The sequence below is a fragment of the Flavobacterium odoriferum genome (assembly GCF_025499515.1).
In the GTDB taxonomy this organism is placed as follows: domain Bacteria; phylum Bacteroidota; class Bacteroidia; order Flavobacteriales; family Flavobacteriaceae; genus Flavobacterium; species Flavobacterium odoriferum.
On record NZ_JAMKFA010000012.1, the window covers coordinates 142531 to 159330 of the forward strand.

Annotated in this window: 15 protein-coding genes; 3 read left to right on the top strand and 12 right to left on the bottom strand. The window is 30.1% G+C overall.

Translation table 11 applies throughout. The features are described from left to right. Positions 1-7: 7 nt before the first annotated feature. From M9Q43_RS10320 to recR, 4 genes are all read right to left on the bottom strand, one after another. Positions 8-991: an SDR family oxidoreductase gene (locus M9Q43_RS10320; RefSeq protein ID WP_316044632.1), complete on the bottom strand. Its 984-nt coding sequence runs from the start codon at positions 989-991 to the stop codon at positions 8-10. Between the two features lie 20 nt (positions 992-1011). Further along, the gene (locus tag M9Q43_RS10325; protein WP_262318850.1) at positions 1012-3468 is read right to left on the bottom strand and encodes a polysaccharide biosynthesis tyrosine autokinase; all 2457 of its coding nucleotides are present in this window, start codon (positions 3466-3468) and stop codon (positions 1012-1014) included. Positions 3469-3474: 6 nt separating this feature from the next. Continuing rightward, the gene (locus M9Q43_RS10330) at positions 3475-4260 is read right to left on the bottom strand and encodes a polysaccharide biosynthesis/export family protein (protein WP_262318851.1); all 786 of its coding nucleotides are present in this window, start codon (positions 4258-4260) and stop codon (positions 3475-3477) included. 139 nt (positions 4261-4399) lie between these two features. After that, positions 4400-5017 carry a recombination mediator RecR gene (gene recR, locus M9Q43_RS10335; RefSeq protein WP_262318852.1) on the bottom strand — a complete coding sequence of 206 codons (618 nt, stop codon included), beginning with the start codon at positions 5015-5017 and terminating at the stop codon, positions 4400-4402. A gap of 78 nt (positions 5018-5095) precedes the next feature. Between recR and M9Q43_RS10340 the strand changes: the two genes are divergently transcribed. Beyond that, the gene (locus M9Q43_RS10340; protein ID WP_262318853.1) at positions 5096-6538 is read left to right on the top strand and encodes a sodium:solute symporter; all 1443 of its coding nucleotides are present in this window, start codon (positions 5096-5098) and stop codon (positions 6536-6538) included. On the opposite strand, the gene M9Q43_RS10345 is transcribed toward M9Q43_RS10340, so the two are convergent. Further along, entirely contained in the window at positions 6515-6871 is a 357-nt protein-coding gene (locus M9Q43_RS10345) for a CoA-binding protein (RefSeq protein ID WP_262318854.1), read from the bottom strand. The genes M9Q43_RS10340 and M9Q43_RS10345 overlap by 24 nt on opposite strands. A 109-nt stretch (positions 6872-6980) precedes the next feature. Between M9Q43_RS10345 and M9Q43_RS10350 the strand changes: the two genes are divergently transcribed. Further along, a complete protein-coding gene (locus M9Q43_RS10350; RefSeq protein WP_262318855.1) occupies positions 6981-7604 on the top strand; it encodes a MarC family NAAT transporter in 624 nt (207 codons plus the stop codon). A gap of 77 nt (positions 7605-7681) precedes the next feature. Here the strand turns inward: M9Q43_RS10350 and ctlX are convergent, their stop codons facing one another. From ctlX to M9Q43_RS10365, 3 genes are all read right to left on the bottom strand, one after another. After that, entirely contained in the window at positions 7682-8617 is a 936-nt protein-coding gene (ctlX, locus tag M9Q43_RS10355) for a citrulline utilization hydrolase CtlX (RefSeq protein ID WP_262318856.1), read from the bottom strand. An 81-nt stretch (positions 8618-8698) separates the two neighbouring features. Continuing rightward, positions 8699-9067 carry a four helix bundle protein gene (locus M9Q43_RS10360; RefSeq protein WP_262318857.1) on the bottom strand — a complete coding sequence of 123 codons (369 nt, stop codon included), beginning with the start codon at positions 9065-9067 and terminating at the stop codon, positions 8699-8701. Between the two features lie 50 nt (positions 9068-9117). Next, complete coding sequence (locus tag M9Q43_RS10365) at positions 9118-10032, bottom strand: dimethylarginine dimethylaminohydrolase family protein (protein ID WP_262318858.1); 915 nt, start codon at positions 10030-10032, stop codon at positions 9118-9120. 160 nt (positions 10033-10192) lie between these two features. Here M9Q43_RS10365 and M9Q43_RS10370 point away from each other — a divergent pair, with 160 nt between their 5' ends. Further along, the gene (locus M9Q43_RS10370) at positions 10193-10558 is read left to right on the top strand and encodes a hypothetical protein (protein ID WP_262318859.1); all 366 of its coding nucleotides are present in this window, start codon (positions 10193-10195) and stop codon (positions 10556-10558) included. Positions 10559-10615: 57 nt separating this feature from the next. On the opposite strand, the gene M9Q43_RS10375 is transcribed toward M9Q43_RS10370, so the two are convergent. The 4 genes from M9Q43_RS10375 to M9Q43_RS10390 form a co-directional block, all read right to left on the bottom strand. Then, entirely contained in the window at positions 10616-11899 is a 1284-nt protein-coding gene (locus M9Q43_RS10375) for a citrate synthase (RefSeq protein ID WP_262318860.1), read from the bottom strand. Positions 11900-12067: 168 nt separating this feature from the next. Beyond that, positions 12068-13924 (bottom strand): DUF7619 domain-containing protein, encoded by a 1857-nt coding sequence (locus tag M9Q43_RS10380; RefSeq protein ID WP_262318861.1) that lies wholly within the window; start codon positions 13922-13924, stop codon positions 12068-12070. A gap of 102 nt (positions 13925-14026) precedes the next feature. Further along, a complete protein-coding gene (locus M9Q43_RS10385; RefSeq protein ID WP_262318862.1) occupies positions 14027-14788 on the bottom strand; it encodes a LytR/AlgR family response regulator transcription factor in 762 nt (253 codons plus the stop codon). Further along, on the bottom strand, positions 14788-16746 hold the full coding sequence (locus M9Q43_RS10390; RefSeq protein ID WP_262318863.1) for a tetratricopeptide repeat-containing sensor histidine kinase: 1959 nt from the start codon (positions 16744-16746) through the stop codon (positions 14788-14790). The genes M9Q43_RS10385 and M9Q43_RS10390 overlap by 1 nt, the downstream gene beginning before the upstream one ends. Positions 16747-16800: the final 54 nt, after the last annotated feature.

A 16800-nucleotide genomic window follows, 5' to 3' on the forward strand; every position in this document is an offset into this window, starting at 1 on the left:
TTATCTTTTATTTTTTTAAATTATTCCAATACCATTTTACCGCTTCTTTTAAACCCTCTCTCATAGAAAATTTTGGTTGGTAATTTAGTAGTTTGCTTGCTTTTTCTATACTTGCTAATGAGTGTGGAATATCTCCTATTCTATTTTCTCCATAAATAATGGGAACATTAGCTATTTCATTATCATAGGTTGACAAAAACTCTCTCAAAGAATTGACCAACTCATTTAAAGTGGTTCTTTCGCCAAAAGCAGTATTGTAAACCGTGTTAATAGCTTCTTTATTTTCGGTTAACATTGCCAACTCATTCATTTGAATCACGTTATCAATATATGTAAAATCGCGAGAAAAATTTCCATCTCCATTAATTACTGGACTTTCATGATTTAGGAATTGGGCTACAAATTTAGGAATTACTGCTGCATAAGCACCATTTGGATCTTGATTTCTTCCAAAAACATTAAAATAGCGCAATCCAATAGTTTCAATTCCATAAGTTTTACTGAATACATCTGCATACAATTCGTTAACATATTTTGTAACAGCATATGGCGACAGTGGTTTTCCAATAACTTCTTCTATTTTTGGCAACTTTTCTGAATCACCATAAGTTGACGAACTTGCAGCATAAATGAATCTTTTTACATTAGCATTCCTTGCAACTGTTAACATATTTAAAAATCCAGCAACGTTTACTTCATTTGAAGTAATTGGATCATTTATGGAACGGGGCACACTTCCTAATGCTGCTTGATGCAATACATAATCAACTCCTAAAATAGCATTTTCACAAATTTGAAAATTTCGAATATCACCTTCTATTAATGTAAAATTTGGATTTGAAAGAAAAGATTGAATATTATGATGGTATCCTGTTGAAAAATTATCCAAACAAACGACTTCATTATGTTTTAAAAAATATTCGCAAAGATTGGAACCGATAAAACCCGCTCCGCCTGTAATTAATATTTTTTTATTTACAATTTTTGACATTAGAAACTTTTCTGAAAAAATTATTTTTTGAACTTTTCAAGGATTTTTCTCCAACCCTTTGGTTCCACTTTATCATCGTGATATCCTTCTCCATAAGCTCCGTATCCATAACCATAGCCGTAACCATATCCATAACCATATTTTGCTTTATTTTGAAAACCATTAAACAAAATGCTAATATTATGTAATTCACCTCGTTTGTGTTTTTCATTTACCACGCTCAACATTCCTTTTTTGGTAAAACTTTGTCTTGTTACATATAAAGTTGCATCACAAAAATGTGCCAATTCTAATGCATCAGATACCAATCCAACTGGTGGTGTATCTAAAATGATGTAATCGTATTTTTGTTTTAATTCTTCAATCATTTCTGCCATAGCTTCACCCATTAATAATTCTGCTGGATTTGGCGGAATTGGCCCTGAAGGAATTACATCTAAAAATGGTATATGCGTTTTTTGAACTACTTCATCAATTGTTTTTTGACCAATTAAATAATTTACAACACCTGTAATGTTGTCAATATTAAAATCTCCAAATATTCTTGGCTTTCTTAAATCTAAACCAACAATTACCGTTTTCTTTTCACTTAAAGCAAAAACTGTTGCTAAATTAATGGAACAAAATGTTTTTCCTTCACCACTTACAGAAGAAGTCAACATTAAAATTTTAGCACCTTCTTTTTGCTGTTTTTTATACAAAAACTGAAGTGAAGAACGTATTGCTCTAAATGATTCTGCTAAAGGCGATTTTGGCTTTTCAAAAACTGATAAATTATTATCTGTATTCTTTTTACCAATAACTCCGATTACAGGAATTTTTGTTAGCTTTTGAATATCTTCGACACTATTAATATTGTTATCTAAAAGTGTAATGATAAATACAATAATAAGTGGAATTAAAAAACCTAATAAAGCGGCTAAAATATAATTGACACTGGTTTTTGGTCCTCTTAAGCCTCCTCCAACATCTTTTGCTCTGTCTAAAAAGTTAATATCCGAAATATTAGAAGCTTTTACAATCTCAGCTTCACTCCTTTTTTCTAAAAATGTACTGTATATTTTGTCTTTTAAATTGTATTTTCTTGTTATTTTTAAATGCTCTTGTTTTTGTTCTGGTAATAGGCTTGCTTGCCCTTCTGCAATTCCAATGTTTTTATTTACAATCGAAAGATCAATACTTAATGCTGATTTAGAGCTAGATATATTTTCTAACAATACACTTTTAACAGCTGCCATTTCTCTATCAAAATCAGAGAACATGTCTTTATTTTTTACTGTGTAAGCCATTCTTGATCGCTCTGCTGATAATCCAATTAATTTTGAAACATTGGTAATAATATTTGGATCTTCAATTCCTGCAACTGTTGGTGCTGGTAATTTTGAATAATCTGTACTTTTTTCTAAATAAGATTTTAATAAATTTAAATAAGCAATTTTTCTACTAATTGCGTCTTTTTCAATATCGTAAGTAGATAATTTTTCAGTTAAAATTCCACCACCACCTTCTTCTAATTCATATATATTTTTGCCTTTTCTGAATTCTCTTAATTCTCCTTCAGCATCTTTAATTTGGTCTTCCATTTGAACCAAAGTGCTATCAATAAATCGAATAGTGTTGATGGCAAATAAATTTTTACTGGCCAATTCATTTTTACGCAACACATCAACAGTTGAATTCAAATATTCAACCAATCTATTTTTATTAGAGCCCTCTAATTGTAATCTAACTACAGAAAGCGCTTTTGCATCAGCAGAAACATCAATTCCTTTGTAAGCAGCAACTGTTTGATTAAAATCATCAAAGCGAATAAAATATTCTGAATTTACATATTCAATTGCATTTGGTTTTATTAATAATTTTAAATTCAAGAACGGAAGTTCAACACTTTCATTAATTTTAAAAACTTTTTTAAATTGTTTTTCTCTTACATTATATTCAGAAACAGATAAATCAGAATAGTGCATTAATGACATAGTAGTTGCTTCATCAAAATCAACACTTAATTCATATTGTGTTGGACTAACAAATTTTATCTTAATTAATTGTCCAAATAATTGTCCTTTTGTTTTATCAATTTCTACAACAAATGGTGTTTCACCATATGCGTCTTGAAAAAAATATTCTCCTTGTTTTAAATATTTTATATAATACTGTAATTTATCAACAACAATTTCATTGTGAGAACGAGATTTTAAAGCTGTAATTATAGTTTGTACTTTGTCGGAAGTTCCTCCCCAATTAAAAATTAGACTTGTATTTGAAGTAAACAATGGATTATTTTGATCTTCAACTACAATCAAAGATTCCATTCCGTAAATTTTTTCTTTTCTAATATTAACGTTGTAAGCAATAAAAAAAGTAATTGCCAATGACAAAACAAACCATTTCCAATAGCTTAAAATTTTTAAAAGAAACCCTTTAAAATCAAAACTATTTTGTGATTCAAAAAAATTAAAATCTTTTGTATCTAACATATTGTTTTATAGATTTTTACTTAATAAAAGAGCGGTGGTAACAATAGACAACGCAGAAATAATTGTTGTAACCGTTTGAAAACCAGTAGTTCCTGTTCCCCAAGATTTTTGTTTTAGTGGTTTAACAACAATATAGTCGTTTGGTTGAATGTAAAAATAAGGTGAGTTCATTGCTTTTGCATCAGTTAAATCTAAAGAATATGACTCAAAACCATGAGGGAATTTTCTTATAATTTGCACATCTTTTCTGTTTCCAGTTATCGTAATATCACCAGAATTTGCTATAGCTTCCATAATTGTAACCTTATCTTGAAACAAAACATTAGTTCCAGGTGAACCAATTTCACCATTTATGGTATATCGAAGTCCTGCTAACTTAACCGTTACAAAAATATTTGCCTCAACTTTAAAATAATCGTCAAGTAATTGCTTTTCAACTTTAAGTCTAATTTCATCTAAAGTATAACCAAGCACGTTTATTTCTCCTAAAACTGGCACACGAATATTTCCATGATCATTTACAGTAAATCCAGAAAAATAAAGACCCTCTTGAGTTGTTTCTTGTCCAACACTTTGAGAAGGGTTAAACATTTCAACCAATTTTTGATCCAATGATTTTATTGAGATTGAAATAATATCATTGGTTTGAACTCTATAAGGTTTCGAAGCTTCTTGAGCTACTTCAATAGAATTGGTTTTATTATCTTTATTTTGAAGATATATTAAATCCTTATTTGGAATACACGAAACAAACAAAGAGGCAATTATTGCTATAAAAAATATTTTTTTCATCGGATAAATAACATAAAAGTTAGTAAGATTATCTTATAAAACTTATAAAAATAAAAACTAACCTATTTTAGGAAACAAATATAGTTTTTACAATTAAAAAAACGAAGTTATTCATCTAATTTGATGTAAATTTCATCTTTTATTGCTTGATTGAAGTCTCAAAAGGAATTCTATTTAGTAAACTTCTGCCTAAAGTAACTTCATCAGCATATTCTAATTCGTCGCCAACTGCAATTCCACGAGCAATTGTAGAAGTTTTTATTTGATACTCTTTTATTTGTTTATAGATGTAAAAATTAGTGGTGTCGCCTTCCATGGTGGAACTTAACGCAAAAATTATTTCAGAAATAGTCCCTTTTTTTACTTTTTCAACTAATGAAGTAATTTTTAATTGACTTGGCCCAATTCCTTCAATAGGCGAAATTTTCCCACCAAGTACGTGATAAACACCTTTAAACATATTGGTATTTTCAATTGCCATTACATCACGCACATCTTCCACCACACAGATAATTGATTTATCTCGCGACGAATTGGAACAAATAGTGCAAATTTCAGCATCTGAAATCGTATGGCAAGTAGCGCAAAACTGAATATCTTTTCGCATTGAAGCCAAAGCAGTTGCTAATTCTTCTGTTTGTTCAAGTGGTTGTTTTAACAAATGCAAAACCAAACGTAATGCAGTACGTTTACCAATTCCTGGCAGCTGGGACATTTCGTTTACAGCATTTTCAACTAATTTTGAAGGCAATTCCATTTGACAAAATTACAAAACAAACTCTAATTCTATATTCATTTAAGATTTCTTTTATCTTTGCGATTAAAGAATATATTTATGGAGCCATCTTCGATACTATTATTAATTTTAGGTTATTTCTCAATGCTTATCTTATTTTCTTACTTTATTGGAAGAAAAGACGATAATTCAAACGAATCTTTTTTTAAAGCCAACAAGCAAGCTCCTTGGTATTTAGTGGCTTTTGGAATGATTGGCGCTTCGTTATCTGGTGTAACTTTTATTTCAGTTCCTGGAAAAGTTGAAGGCTCACAATTTGTATATTTTCAATTGGTCTTAGGCTATATTGTTGGTTATTTAGTTATTGGAACTGTTTTATTGCCATTATATTATAAATTGAATTTAACGTCGATTTATAGTTATTTGGGTGACCGATTTGGACGCTATTCTTATAAAACAGGTGCTTGGTTTTTTATTCTTTCAAGAACTGTTGGCTCAAATTTACGATTGCTTTTGGTTGCTGATGTGTTACAAACTTTAGTTTTTCAACCACTAGGAATTCCGTATTGGGTTACTGTTTCGGTTACCATTTTATTAATTTGGGTGTATACTTTTAAATCGGGAATTAAAACTATTATTTGGACCGATACATTACAAACATTCTTCATGCTTTTATCGGTTGGAATTTGCATTGTGATTGTTTCGCAAGATTTAGGCTTAAACATCAATACAATTTCTGGTTTTATTGCTGATAGTGATTTTTCAAAAACCTTCTTTTTTGAAGATGCTAGTTTGCCAAGTTATTTTTGGAAACAATTTATTTCAGGAGCTTTTATTGCGATTGTAATGACAGGTTTAGACCAAGATATGATGCAAAAAAACCTAACATGTAGAAGTTTAAAAGATGCGCAGAAAAACATGTTTTGGTTTACCGTCGTTTTAACTTTTGTGAATTTTATGTTTTTAGTTCTTGGGCTTTTATTTACAGAATATGCTTTGAAACACAATATCGACGCACATCAAGATAAATTATTTCCCATTTTAGCCAATGAACATTTAGGAATTTTTGTTGCTTTCAGTTTTCTTCTTGGCTTAATCGCTGCGGCTTATTCAAGTGCTGATAGTGCTTTAACATCATTAACCACATCATTTAGCATTGATATTTTAGAAATTGAAAAAAAATATGATGTTGCCAAACAAGTTGCTGTTCGAAAACGAATTCATTTGAGTTTTGTTTTTGTTTCAATTTTAGTAATACTTTTCTTTAAGTACGCATTCAACGACTCAAGTATTATTGATAAAGTATTAAAATTTGCTGGATTTACCTATGGACCATTATTAGGATTGTATAGTTTTGGATTGTTTACAAAATGGCAAATAAAAGACAAATTCACTCCAATTGTAGCGATATTATCTGTTATTACCTCTATTATTTTAAACCTAAAAAGCGAAGCCTGGTTTGGTTTCGCCTTTGGATTTGAAATTTTAATCGTAAACGGATTACTAACTTTTATTGGTTTAGTATTGATTCGTCGCAAGTAAAACTAGCGTACAAGCCACTTCATATTTGATATTATTTACTTGTAATATTTTATAAAGTTCAGGATTTTCTGTTCCAGGATTAAAAATTACTCGTCTTGGTTTCAACGATAAAATATAATCGTAATACTCTTGTTGGGCATTTGGATTTAGATATAAAGTAACTGTATCAATTGCATGAAAATCTGTTTTTTCAGTTTCGATTGGAATATCAAATGCCATTCCTTTTTTTGCTCCAATGGCTACAACTTGATGACTTTTATCTACTAAACTATGAATAGCTTTATACGAATAACGTTCTTTATTGGTTGAAGCGCCTATGACTAATGTTTTCATGTGAATAATATTTTCTATAAATTTAGTAAATTAAAATAATAAGTATAACTTTGAGTTTACATTATTTTAATGTATTTAAAGAAAAGCTCAAATACCTTTGTAAAAAAACATGGAATTATTTATTTATCTATTCGCAGCCTTATTTTCTGTACTAAATCCTATTGGAACAGTTCCTATTTTTGTTGGGCTAACCCAAGGTTACTCAAAAGCTGAACGCTCAAAAGTATCGTTATTGACTTCTTTTAATGTATTTATCATTTTGATAATTTCGTTTTTTATTGGTCAATATGTGTTGCAATTTTTTGGAATTACAATTACTGCGTTACGAATTGCAGGAGGAATTATTATTACAAGTTCGGGCTTTGGGTTACTAAATGGAAACTTTAGCAAAAATAAAGGAATCAACAAAAAAGTACAAAAAGATGTTGAAAATCGTCATGATATTGCATTAACACCTTTAGCAATGCCTATGTTAGCTGGTCCAGGATCAATTTCGTTATTAATTGCTTTTTATCAGGATCACAACACTACTAATGAAATCATCATTTCTTCCATAGCTATTTTAGTGGTAGCTGCAACAATTTATCTAATTTTAAGAAGTGCGCATTATTTAGCTAATATTTTAGGAGCTTCGGGAATTGTAGCTATTTCGAGAATTATTGGCTTTTTAACGATTGCTATTGGTATTCAATATATTATTAGTGCAGTGTTGAGTATTATAAGAGGTATTTAATTTTGAATCTAAAAACATAAAAAATCCCAAATTCCAATTTGATTCGGAATTTGGGATTTCTATTTTATAGTTGTAAATTATTCTTTCGGCAAGAAAACTTCTGCCATCATACAACGTGCACTTCCACCACCGCAAGCTTCAATTGTATCTAAACTTGAACTTACAATGGTTACATGTTCTTCTAATTGTGCAATTTGCTTTTTAGTCAAACTTTGATGTGCCGATGCACTCATTATTAAATATCTTCTGTCATCAGTTCCTTTTACTTCTAACATATTTCCTGCAAAATTATTTACTTGGTCTTCAGTAATTAAAACAATCTCTTTTTCATCACCTTTTAGACTATCTAAGACCATTTTGCGTTCTTTTTTGTCGTCGATACAATCTGCGCAAATAACTGCAAATGTTTCGCCAACACACATAATTACATTGGTATGATAAATGTGTTTTCTTTCTCCGTTAACGGTTTGAAATGCTTCAAAAATTACAGGTGTAAATTCAAAATCTTCACAAAATTCAATGAATAATTCTTCGTCTGCTCTTGGCGATAAAGCACAATATGCTTTTCCATTAGCTCTATCTAAAACGATACTTCCTGTTCCTTCCAAGAAAACTTCGTCTTCTTCAGCTGAAGTGTAATCCATGATTTCGTTGATTACAAAACCTTCATCTTCTAATCGTTCTAAAACATCTTCTCTTCGTTCTAATCGGCGATTTTCGGCAAACATTGGATATAAAACTACATCACCATTTTCATGAAATGAAATCCAGTTGTTTGGAAAAATACTATCTGGTGTATCTGGACTTAATGTATCTTCTACCACCACAACATTTAATCCAATCATTCTTAACTTTTGAACGAAAGTATCAAATTCTTCTTGTGCTTTTGCATTAACCGAAGTTGGTGTTAAATTATCCAACACTTTTTGGTAGTAATTATTCACCGCTGTTTGTTCGTTCATACGGAATGCTACCGGACGAATCATCAATATGGAATTAGTTGTTTGGTTCATGTTTTATTTATGTTATCGGTTATCCGTTATTTGTTATCGGTTTTCAGCTCTGTGCTAATGGTTGTATGTAAATTATTGTTGTTAGGTTTGCCAATTCTTTTCAACATATTTTATAAAGTTAAAAATCTTAGCTCCTAAAACATCATAATCATTAATAAATCTTTCAATTTCTGGAATCAAACCAGCATATAAATTCTTTATTTTTAACAAATGTCCTTTCGTTTCTAAACAACTTGAATGTGAATAAACTAAAAACTTAATGAAATCTGCTTTATATCGTTTTCTTCCATAACCTTCTACTATATTAGAATTAACTGAATCTGACGACCTTCTTAATTGACTACCTAATTCATATAATTCATACTTTGGTAACAAAAGTGATGCAGGATGAACTTCATAAAACAAAGACAAACTCATCTTGTATATATCCAAATCTTCATAACTCTTCATAAGCAACTTTTTACACAACACTAAAAAACTGAAAACAGACAACTTTTTATTTAATCTCTAATTAATGGTAAAGTTGAACATCTCAACAATCCTTCTTGTTTTGCAATTTCAGCATACGGAATTTCTTCAACTGTAAATCCGTTTTCGCGAAGCCAATTATTTAATCTGGTAAAATTCTTTTCAGAAACTACAACATCAGGAGCAATTGAAAACACGTTTGAATTCATGTGATACATTTCTTCTCTTTCGATATGGAATAAATTTTCTTTTCCGAATAAATTCACTAAAAACATATAATCTGCTTCTTCACGAAAACCGCTTTTGTAAATAATCCCTTTATTGGTACCTATTGGTTGAAAACAGCAATCTAAATGCAAAGCGTTATCACGAGGCTCAATTTTCGATTTTACTAAATCAAATGCTTTCACAATCTTATTTGGGAACAAGTCTTTAATATAATCTACACCTTGCCAATTGGTTCTTGCAGTAATGTAATCTTTGTAATCTGAACCTTTGTATGTTCCAATGAAGATATAATCATTCCAAGGCATTACATCACCACCTTCAATGTGTACTTCTTCAGGCGGACGCACTACTTTTTTTGGGTCAATTTGATCGATTACGTATTGAATGGCGTCTAATTCGCGCTCTCTATCTGGTAAAATGTTGGCTTTGATAAAAATATCATCGATTACAAATCCAATGTCTCTTGCGAAAATTTGGTTGTAATTTTCAATGATTTCTGGTCTAAAAACTTTGACATCATACTTTTGAAAAACCGCATTAAATGCTTCCATTTCTTTTACCATATCTGCTTCCACAGGGTAAGTTCCAGCTTTTATGTGCTCCAATGATTTTGGATCATAAGCTTCTTCGATTGTAGGTGTTGGACCATTGCTAACAGCAGTTCCTAACACCACTGCCCTCAAACGTGCTGTTTCGTTTTTTACATTTAATTGCAACATAACTTTAGTTTTTATTTACGTTTATTGGTTTTATGCTATAAAGACAAATATAGCAAAAGCAAACGATATAGTAATTGCGTGGTGTCGTATAATTTATCAAATCCAACTATCTATTTCACAATATTTTACTACATTTGATAAAACTTAAAAATAAAATATCATGGGATTATCAAATTTTTTTAGCTCACTTTTTGGAAAAGCCAAACAAACTGCTGAAAATGCAAAAGAAAATTTAAGTGAAGTTGCTGATAATGCAATGGAAAAAGTAACAGAAGTTGCTACTGAAGTTAAAGAAACTGTAGAAAATGTTGCTGAAACGGCTTCTCAAAAATTAGATGAAATGGGCGTTTCTGAAAAAGTAGCTGATTTTGTTGAAACTGCAAAAGAAAAAGTAGCAGATGCAACAGAATGGGTTGAAGAAAAAGCACATCAAGCTAAAGAAGCTGTAGAAAATGTAGTTGAAAAAGCTGACGATAAAGTTGAGGATGTAGCTAATGACGAAGCTGCTGAAAAACCTGCTGAATAAATCGCGAATCAACAAAAAATAAAAATCCCACTAAAATTTAGTGGGATTTTTTTATGATTATCTGTCTTTAACTTCTTTAAAATCGCGTAAAGTATAACCTGTATACACTTGTCTTGGACGTCCTATTGGCTCTTTATTGATACGCATTTCTTTCCATTGCGCAATCCAACCTGGCAAACGACCAATAGCAAATAAAACGGTAAACATTTCAACCGGAATTCCCATCGCACGATAAATAATTCCTGAATAGAAATCTACGTTTGGATATAAATTTCTTGCTTTGAAATACTCGTCTTCTAAAGCTACTTTTTCTAATTGTTTTGCAATATCTAATAATGGATCATCAACACCTAAAGCTGCTAAAACATCATCAGCTGCTTTTTTAATGATTGTTGCTCTTGGATCAAAGTTTTTGTAAACTCTATGACCAAATCCCATTAAACGGAATGGATCGTCTTTGTCTTTTGCTTTTAAAACGAATTTAGCAACATCACCACCATTATCATGGATTTCTTGTAACATTTCTAAAACTGCTTGATTAGCACCTCCATGAAGTGGTCCCCATAGTGCAGAAACACCTGCAGAAATTGAAGCAAACAAACCTGCATGAGAAGAACCAACGATTCTTACCGTAGAAGTAGAACAGTTTTGTTCGTGATCGGCGTGAAGAATAAATAATTTATCCAATGCATCAATAACTTTTTTATCTGCTTTGTATGGCCCGGTAGGTAATTCAAACATTAAACGCATGAAATTTTCAACATACCCTTTTGTATTATCGTAATAGTTTAAAGGATAACCCATAGTTTTTCTGTAAGTCCATGTAGCAATTACTAAGAATTTACCCATAGTTTTACAAACTGCTTCATACATTTCTTTTTCGTTGTGAGGATTCACAGACTTAGGATTAAAAGCAGTTAAAGCACTTGTTAACGAAGCTAAAACGCCCATTGGGTGAGCTGTTTTTGGGAAACCATCAATGATGTTTTTCATTTCCTCATTAACCAATGTATATTTACGAATATCGTTTTCGAATTTTTCTAATTGTGCTGCTGTTGGAAGTTCTCCAAAAATCAACAAATAAGAAACTTCTAAGAAATCAGCTTTATCTGCTAAATCTTCGATTGAATATCCTCTGTAACGTAAAATTCCTTCTTCACCATCTAAAAAAGTAATTTCACTTTTACATGAACCCGAGTTTTTATATCCCGGATCAATTGTGATAGCGCCAGAAGCACTACGTAAGGCGTCGATGTCGATAGCAACCTCATTTTCAGTTCCTACGATAACTGGAAACTCATACTTTTTGCCATCAAGCTCTAATATTGCAGTTTTTGACATATTATTATAATGTATTTTTTGATAAATATTTATGTATTTTGCGAATTTAACAAATTATCCTTTAACAATAAAGAAATTTATTATAATTTATGGTTAAATAATATACATAAAAAAAACCCAAAAAATTTTACTTTTTTGAGTTTCTTCGCTTAAAAAAAATTATTTAACTTAATCTTTAACTATTTTTTCTATATGACTTCCAAAATCTGTACTAACTTTTACAAAATAAATTCCTGAATTATAAGTAGATACATCCAAAACAACTTCTTTAGAATCTGTTTTGTTAACTTGTATTACTCTTCCTTGCACATCGTATATTTCAATAGATTTCACTACATTTTCAGCTTTAATATTTATCAACAAAGAAGTTGGATTTGGATACAAACTAATTGCTAAATCTTTCGTTGGAATTGAATTACTTAACACTTGAAAAGTTGTATTGGCATCATTTGTTAAAATTGGAAAATTATAATCGAAATATATTTTTGCGTTTTTTGTAACAATATCATTAGTAACCAAATTTTCTTTAGACTTCACTTTCAAAAGTACATTACCATGACCGCCAGTATCCAACATAATGGTTTGAAAAATAATTTCTAAGATATTATTGGTAATTTTAATTGTAGCATTATGTGATGCTTCTAAAATGCGCAACGAATTAATATCGAAATCACTTGGATTTACTTCAATTTTAACTACAACATTTTCAGCTGGAGCTGTTCCTGTATTTTCAAAATTAATTACATAATGTAAAAAATCACCTATGTAACTTGGTGCAACTACATCGCCTTCAATACAAGTAATATCATTTGGATCATACGAACCTACAACGGTTTGATTTAATTGAAACAAATTATCAACTGTAGATTCATCGCCAGCCATTGGCATAATTGAAGAAGTAAATTGTAAAACATCACCAATATTTACAGGATTAGTATCGGTTGGAGCATTTATTTGCATTATCACGTTAATTGAACGACTTTCAAATGGCATTAAGTTTGCAAAATCCCAAGACATTCCTCCAGAAACAATACTACTTGGTACTTGTGTAGCAGAAACAAAAGACATTAAATTTTGATTATAGAAGAAGTTAACTCCATATAATTGGGACATTACTTGATTTCCTTTATTGCGATACACAATTTGATATTCCGCTGTAAAACCGGGTCTTGCTGGAACTATTGGAGCAATTACAATTTCTAAATCTGGATGCACTCCGTTTGCTGTAATGCAGAAGTTTTGAGTAGCTATATTGTTATTATTATCCGCAAAAGGAATTGTAGCCGATATAGGAGAAAAGTTAAACCAAGTAGGATTTTCAATATTAGGTGTTAATGTGAAATTACCAGCTTGAGTATAAAAAGAATAATTTCCAGTGGCGTTTGTAAAGGAAGCCCCAGTATTAGTTCCATCATTAATATCTACTCTGATATAATTTTGTGTTAAATCAAATGCATTACAACCATCATTTGCTTGGTCGTAAATTATTGCTCCTGTAATTGTATTATAATCTCCTCCTGGTGTGAAAGAGCAGTAATCTGTTACTTGAACACCTGGACCAACTAAAGAAAGTACATTGCTATACTGATTTTCATCAACACAAACATACTGAATACTTGGATTATTAAAAGGCATCCAGTTTTCTGTCCAACTTCCGTAATCCATATTCAAAGATTCATTACTCCCATTTTTAATTAAAACCGTATGCAGTAGAGGATTACCAATAAAATAAATTGCAGTTAAATTTGAATTTGCCATACAATCCAATATTTGCAAATTATTAAACGTACAATCTAAAAAATCTAAATTTAAAAAAGCTTCAATCCCAGTTAAATCTCCAATATTTGAATTCGAAATTGATAACGAATTTATAGCTATAGCTTCACTAAATTGTATATTCCCATCAGAATTTGTGTCAACTCCAAGATCAATTAATTTAGCTTTAAAATTTGCATCTGGAATATTTACAATTTGGGATTGAGCAATTGTTGATATAAATAACAATAGTAAAAATATTTTTTTCATAGTGTTTGTTTTTTGTTTTTCTTTAATACGATATAAAAGTAAAAAACTATTAATCTTAAATTTTCAGCAATTGAGTAAAGCTATATTCTAACTTAGAATTCGCTAAAAACTCTTTAATATTTCTTGTAATCTTTCCTTTTTTCTTTGCGAAATTGGCAAATGACTATCATCTGCCATTACTACATAACCTCCATCTTTCTTTATATAGGATTTTAAATAATTCAAATTAATCAAATGCGATTGATGAATGCGTTCAAAACCGTGTTCGGTTAACAATTCCTCATATTCTTTTAATGTTTTAGAAATCAAAATTGGTTTTGAGTTTTTGATAAAAAACTTGGTATAATTATCTTCACTTTCACATCTAATGATATCACTCACATCAAAAAGATGAATTCCATCTGAAGTTGATAATGCAATTCGTTTAAAATTATCTACCTTTTTTCTAATATTTTCTAACAATAAATCAATGTGCGATGAACTATCGTTTTTTTCAATCTCAGCTTTAATTTTCTGAATTACTTTCTGCAATTCATCAGGATCAACTGGCTTAAGCAAAAAATCCAAAGCACTAAATCGAAATGCTTTAATAGCATATTGCTCATGAGCTGTAATAAAAACAATGTGTGCTTTTGTAGTTCCGTTTAACGCTGTAATTTTTTCTAAAATATCAAATCCAGTTCCGTCATTCAATTGAATATCTAAAAAAACAACTTGCGGTTGTAATGATTCTATTGCTTCAACACCAGAAACCACGCTATCGGCTTCACCAATAATTGTAATTTGTGGCGCATACAATTGAAGCAAACCCTTCATGCCGTTTCTTAAATTTATATCGTCGTCTATTAGTATTGCTGAAATCATTATTGTATGTATTGAATTGGTAATTTTAAAACCACTTTTGTTCCCGAATTATTATTGTTTGCATTTATTTCTTCGATAGAAATTGTTGCATTTTTATGAGTTGATGAAGCAATCATTTCTAATCGCTTTTTAATAATATCTATCGCCATTGATTTGTGAACAGAAACCGAATTTTCCTTTACTTTTTTCGAAGTTTCACAACCTACTCCATCGTCTTCAATGGTACAAACTAAGCTCTCTTTATCAATTTGAAAATCTACTTTGATTTTGCCTTTTGTCTTTTTAGGAATCACCCCATGAATTATTGCATTTTCAACAAATGGTTGTAATAAAAGCGGTGGCAAAGCAACATCATCTTCAATTTCAGTACTTTTTGTAATCGAAAAATCAAAATTATTATTGAATCGCAATTGTTCTAATTCTAAATAGTTTTGCAAACTTTCGATTTCTTTATCAATCGGAATAAGAGATTCTTTTGAATATTCTAATGTTAGACGCATTAACTTTGAAAATTTTGCCAAATATTTAATCGCAGAATCGGTTCCGTTTTGCACGATAAAACTCGAAATTGAACCTAAACAGTTGAATACAAAATGTGGATTCATTTGTAAATGCAGCGCTTTTTGTTCGTACTCTGCTAATTCTTTTTGAAGTGTAAGCGTTTTTTTAAGTTGGTTTCGATTATAAATCAAGAAAATAATTCCTAAAACTAACAAACCAATTAAAGTTCCAAAAAGCATTTTGAGTTTAAAACTTTTTGCTTCTTCCTGAATTAGAAATTCTCTTTTTTCTTGCGCTTCTTTTTGAAGTAATTCTTTCTTTTCAAATTCATAATTCATAGAAGATTCAACAGATTTTCTGATATTTTCTTCATTAATCAATTTATCTTTTAACGCGCTATAATTTTGAAAGTGCAATAAAGCTTGTGATGCGTTTCCTTTCTTGTTGTAAATTTCACTAATTAATTTTTCGCATAACATTTGTTGCTCAACTACTTCAATTTGTTTTGCAATTTGCAATGCTTGATTTGTGCTTTCAAGTGCTTTATCTAAATTTTGCTGTTCAAAATACAACTGACCTAAATACAAATATGTATCGGCCAAACCAAATTTATCATCAATACTTTGAAACGTTATAATTGCATTTTGCCAATTTTCAATCGCTTCAACAATATTCTTTTCTGCTTTTTTCAACAAACCTTTGTTGTTGTACCATTCACCTAAAGCTCTTGGATTTGGATGTTTGTCTAAAACTTTTTTTGCTTCGTTATAGTAAAAATTAGCTTTTTCAAGATTGTTTTGATTCAAATAACAATTTGCAATATTGGTTAATGTTATCGAAATATTTTCATCTTTTAATTTAGATTGAATTTTTTCGGCTTTTACAAAAAACTCCAACGCTTTAAAGTCAGATTTTTGAGATTTGTAAATTACACCGATATTGTTATACAATTTTGCACAACGTACTTGGTCATCTAATTTTTCATAAATTTTTACCGATTTCAAATAAAACTGAAGTGCTTTTGCATAATTGCTTTGTTCCGATAAAACAATTCCGATACTTCCATACGATTTTGCTAAACCTGAGGCAATTTCGTCTTTTGTATTTGGCGTTGGGTTTTCATTTTCGAAAATTTCCTGAGCTTGCTGAAAATAATTGATTGCTGCTTTGTAATCTCCTTCAATAATTTTAGAGTTCCCAAGATTCAAATAAGCATTTCCTTGAGCAATAGTGTAGTTTATTTTCTTGGCTAAATCCAAAGCTTGATTACCAAAAACAAACATTTTTTTTGGATCAACAACTTTATAACTATCCGAAATAGCATTTAATAAGTTAGTTTTATCAATATCATTTTTGGTTTTACCCAAAACTTGCATCAAACTATCAGCAGATTTTTGTTGGGCAAAACCTAAAAAAGAGAGTAATACTATACTATACAGAAATCTGATTTTGTTCATTCTTTATAAATTGATAAACAAAAATAAGCTTTAGTTTTATTAAAATGAGATTGA

Bases quoted from the DNA above. Each gene is read 5' to 3' on its own strand.
- M9Q43_RS10320 (WP_316044632.1), bottom strand. From the start codon at position 991: ATGTCAAAAATTGTAAATAAAAAAATATTAATTACAGGCGGAGCGGGT.
- M9Q43_RS10380 (WP_262318861.1), bottom strand. From the start codon at position 13,924: ATGAAAAAAATATTTTTACTATTGTTATTTATATCAACAATTGCTCAA.
- ctlX (WP_262318856.1), bottom strand. From the start codon at position 8,617: ATGAACCAAACAACTAATTCCATATTGATGATTCGTCCGGTAGCATTC.
- M9Q43_RS10350 (WP_262318855.1), top strand. From the start codon at position 6,981: ATGGAATTATTTATTTATCTATTCGCAGCCTTATTTTCTGTACTAAAT.
- M9Q43_RS10370 (WP_262318859.1), top strand. From the start codon at position 10,193: ATGGGATTATCAAATTTTTTTAGCTCACTTTTTGGAAAAGCCAAACAA.
- M9Q43_RS10365 (WP_262318858.1), bottom strand. From the start codon at position 10,032: ATGTTGCAATTAAATGTAAAAAACGAAACAGCACGTTTGAGGGCAGTG.
- M9Q43_RS10390 (WP_262318863.1), bottom strand. From the start codon at position 16,746: ATGAACAAAATCAGATTTCTGTATAGTATAGTATTACTCTCTTTTTTA.
- M9Q43_RS10340 (WP_262318853.1), top strand. From the start codon at position 5,096: ATGGAGCCATCTTCGATACTATTATTAATTTTAGGTTATTTCTCAATG.
- recR (WP_262318852.1), bottom strand. From the start codon at position 5,017: ATGGAATTGCCTTCAAAATTAGTTGAAAATGCTGTAAACGAAATGTCC.
- M9Q43_RS10345 (WP_262318854.1), bottom strand. From the start codon at position 6,871: ATGAAAACATTAGTCATAGGCGCTTCAACCAATAAAGAACGTTATTCG.
- M9Q43_RS10385 (WP_262318862.1), bottom strand. From the start codon at position 14,788: ATGATTTCAGCAATACTAATAGACGACGATATAAATTTAAGAAACGGC.
- M9Q43_RS10360 (WP_262318857.1), bottom strand. From the start codon at position 9,067: ATGAAGAGTTATGAAGATTTGGATATATACAAGATGAGTTTGTCTTTG.
- M9Q43_RS10325 (WP_262318850.1), bottom strand. From the start codon at position 3,468: ATGTTAGATACAAAAGATTTTAATTTTTTTGAATCACAAAATAGTTTT.
- M9Q43_RS10330 (WP_262318851.1), bottom strand. From the start codon at position 4,260: ATGAAAAAAATATTTTTTATAGCAATAATTGCCTCTTTGTTTGTTTCG.
- M9Q43_RS10375 (WP_262318860.1), bottom strand. From the start codon at position 11,899: ATGTCAAAAACTGCAATATTAGAGCTTGATGGCAAAAAGTATGAGTTT.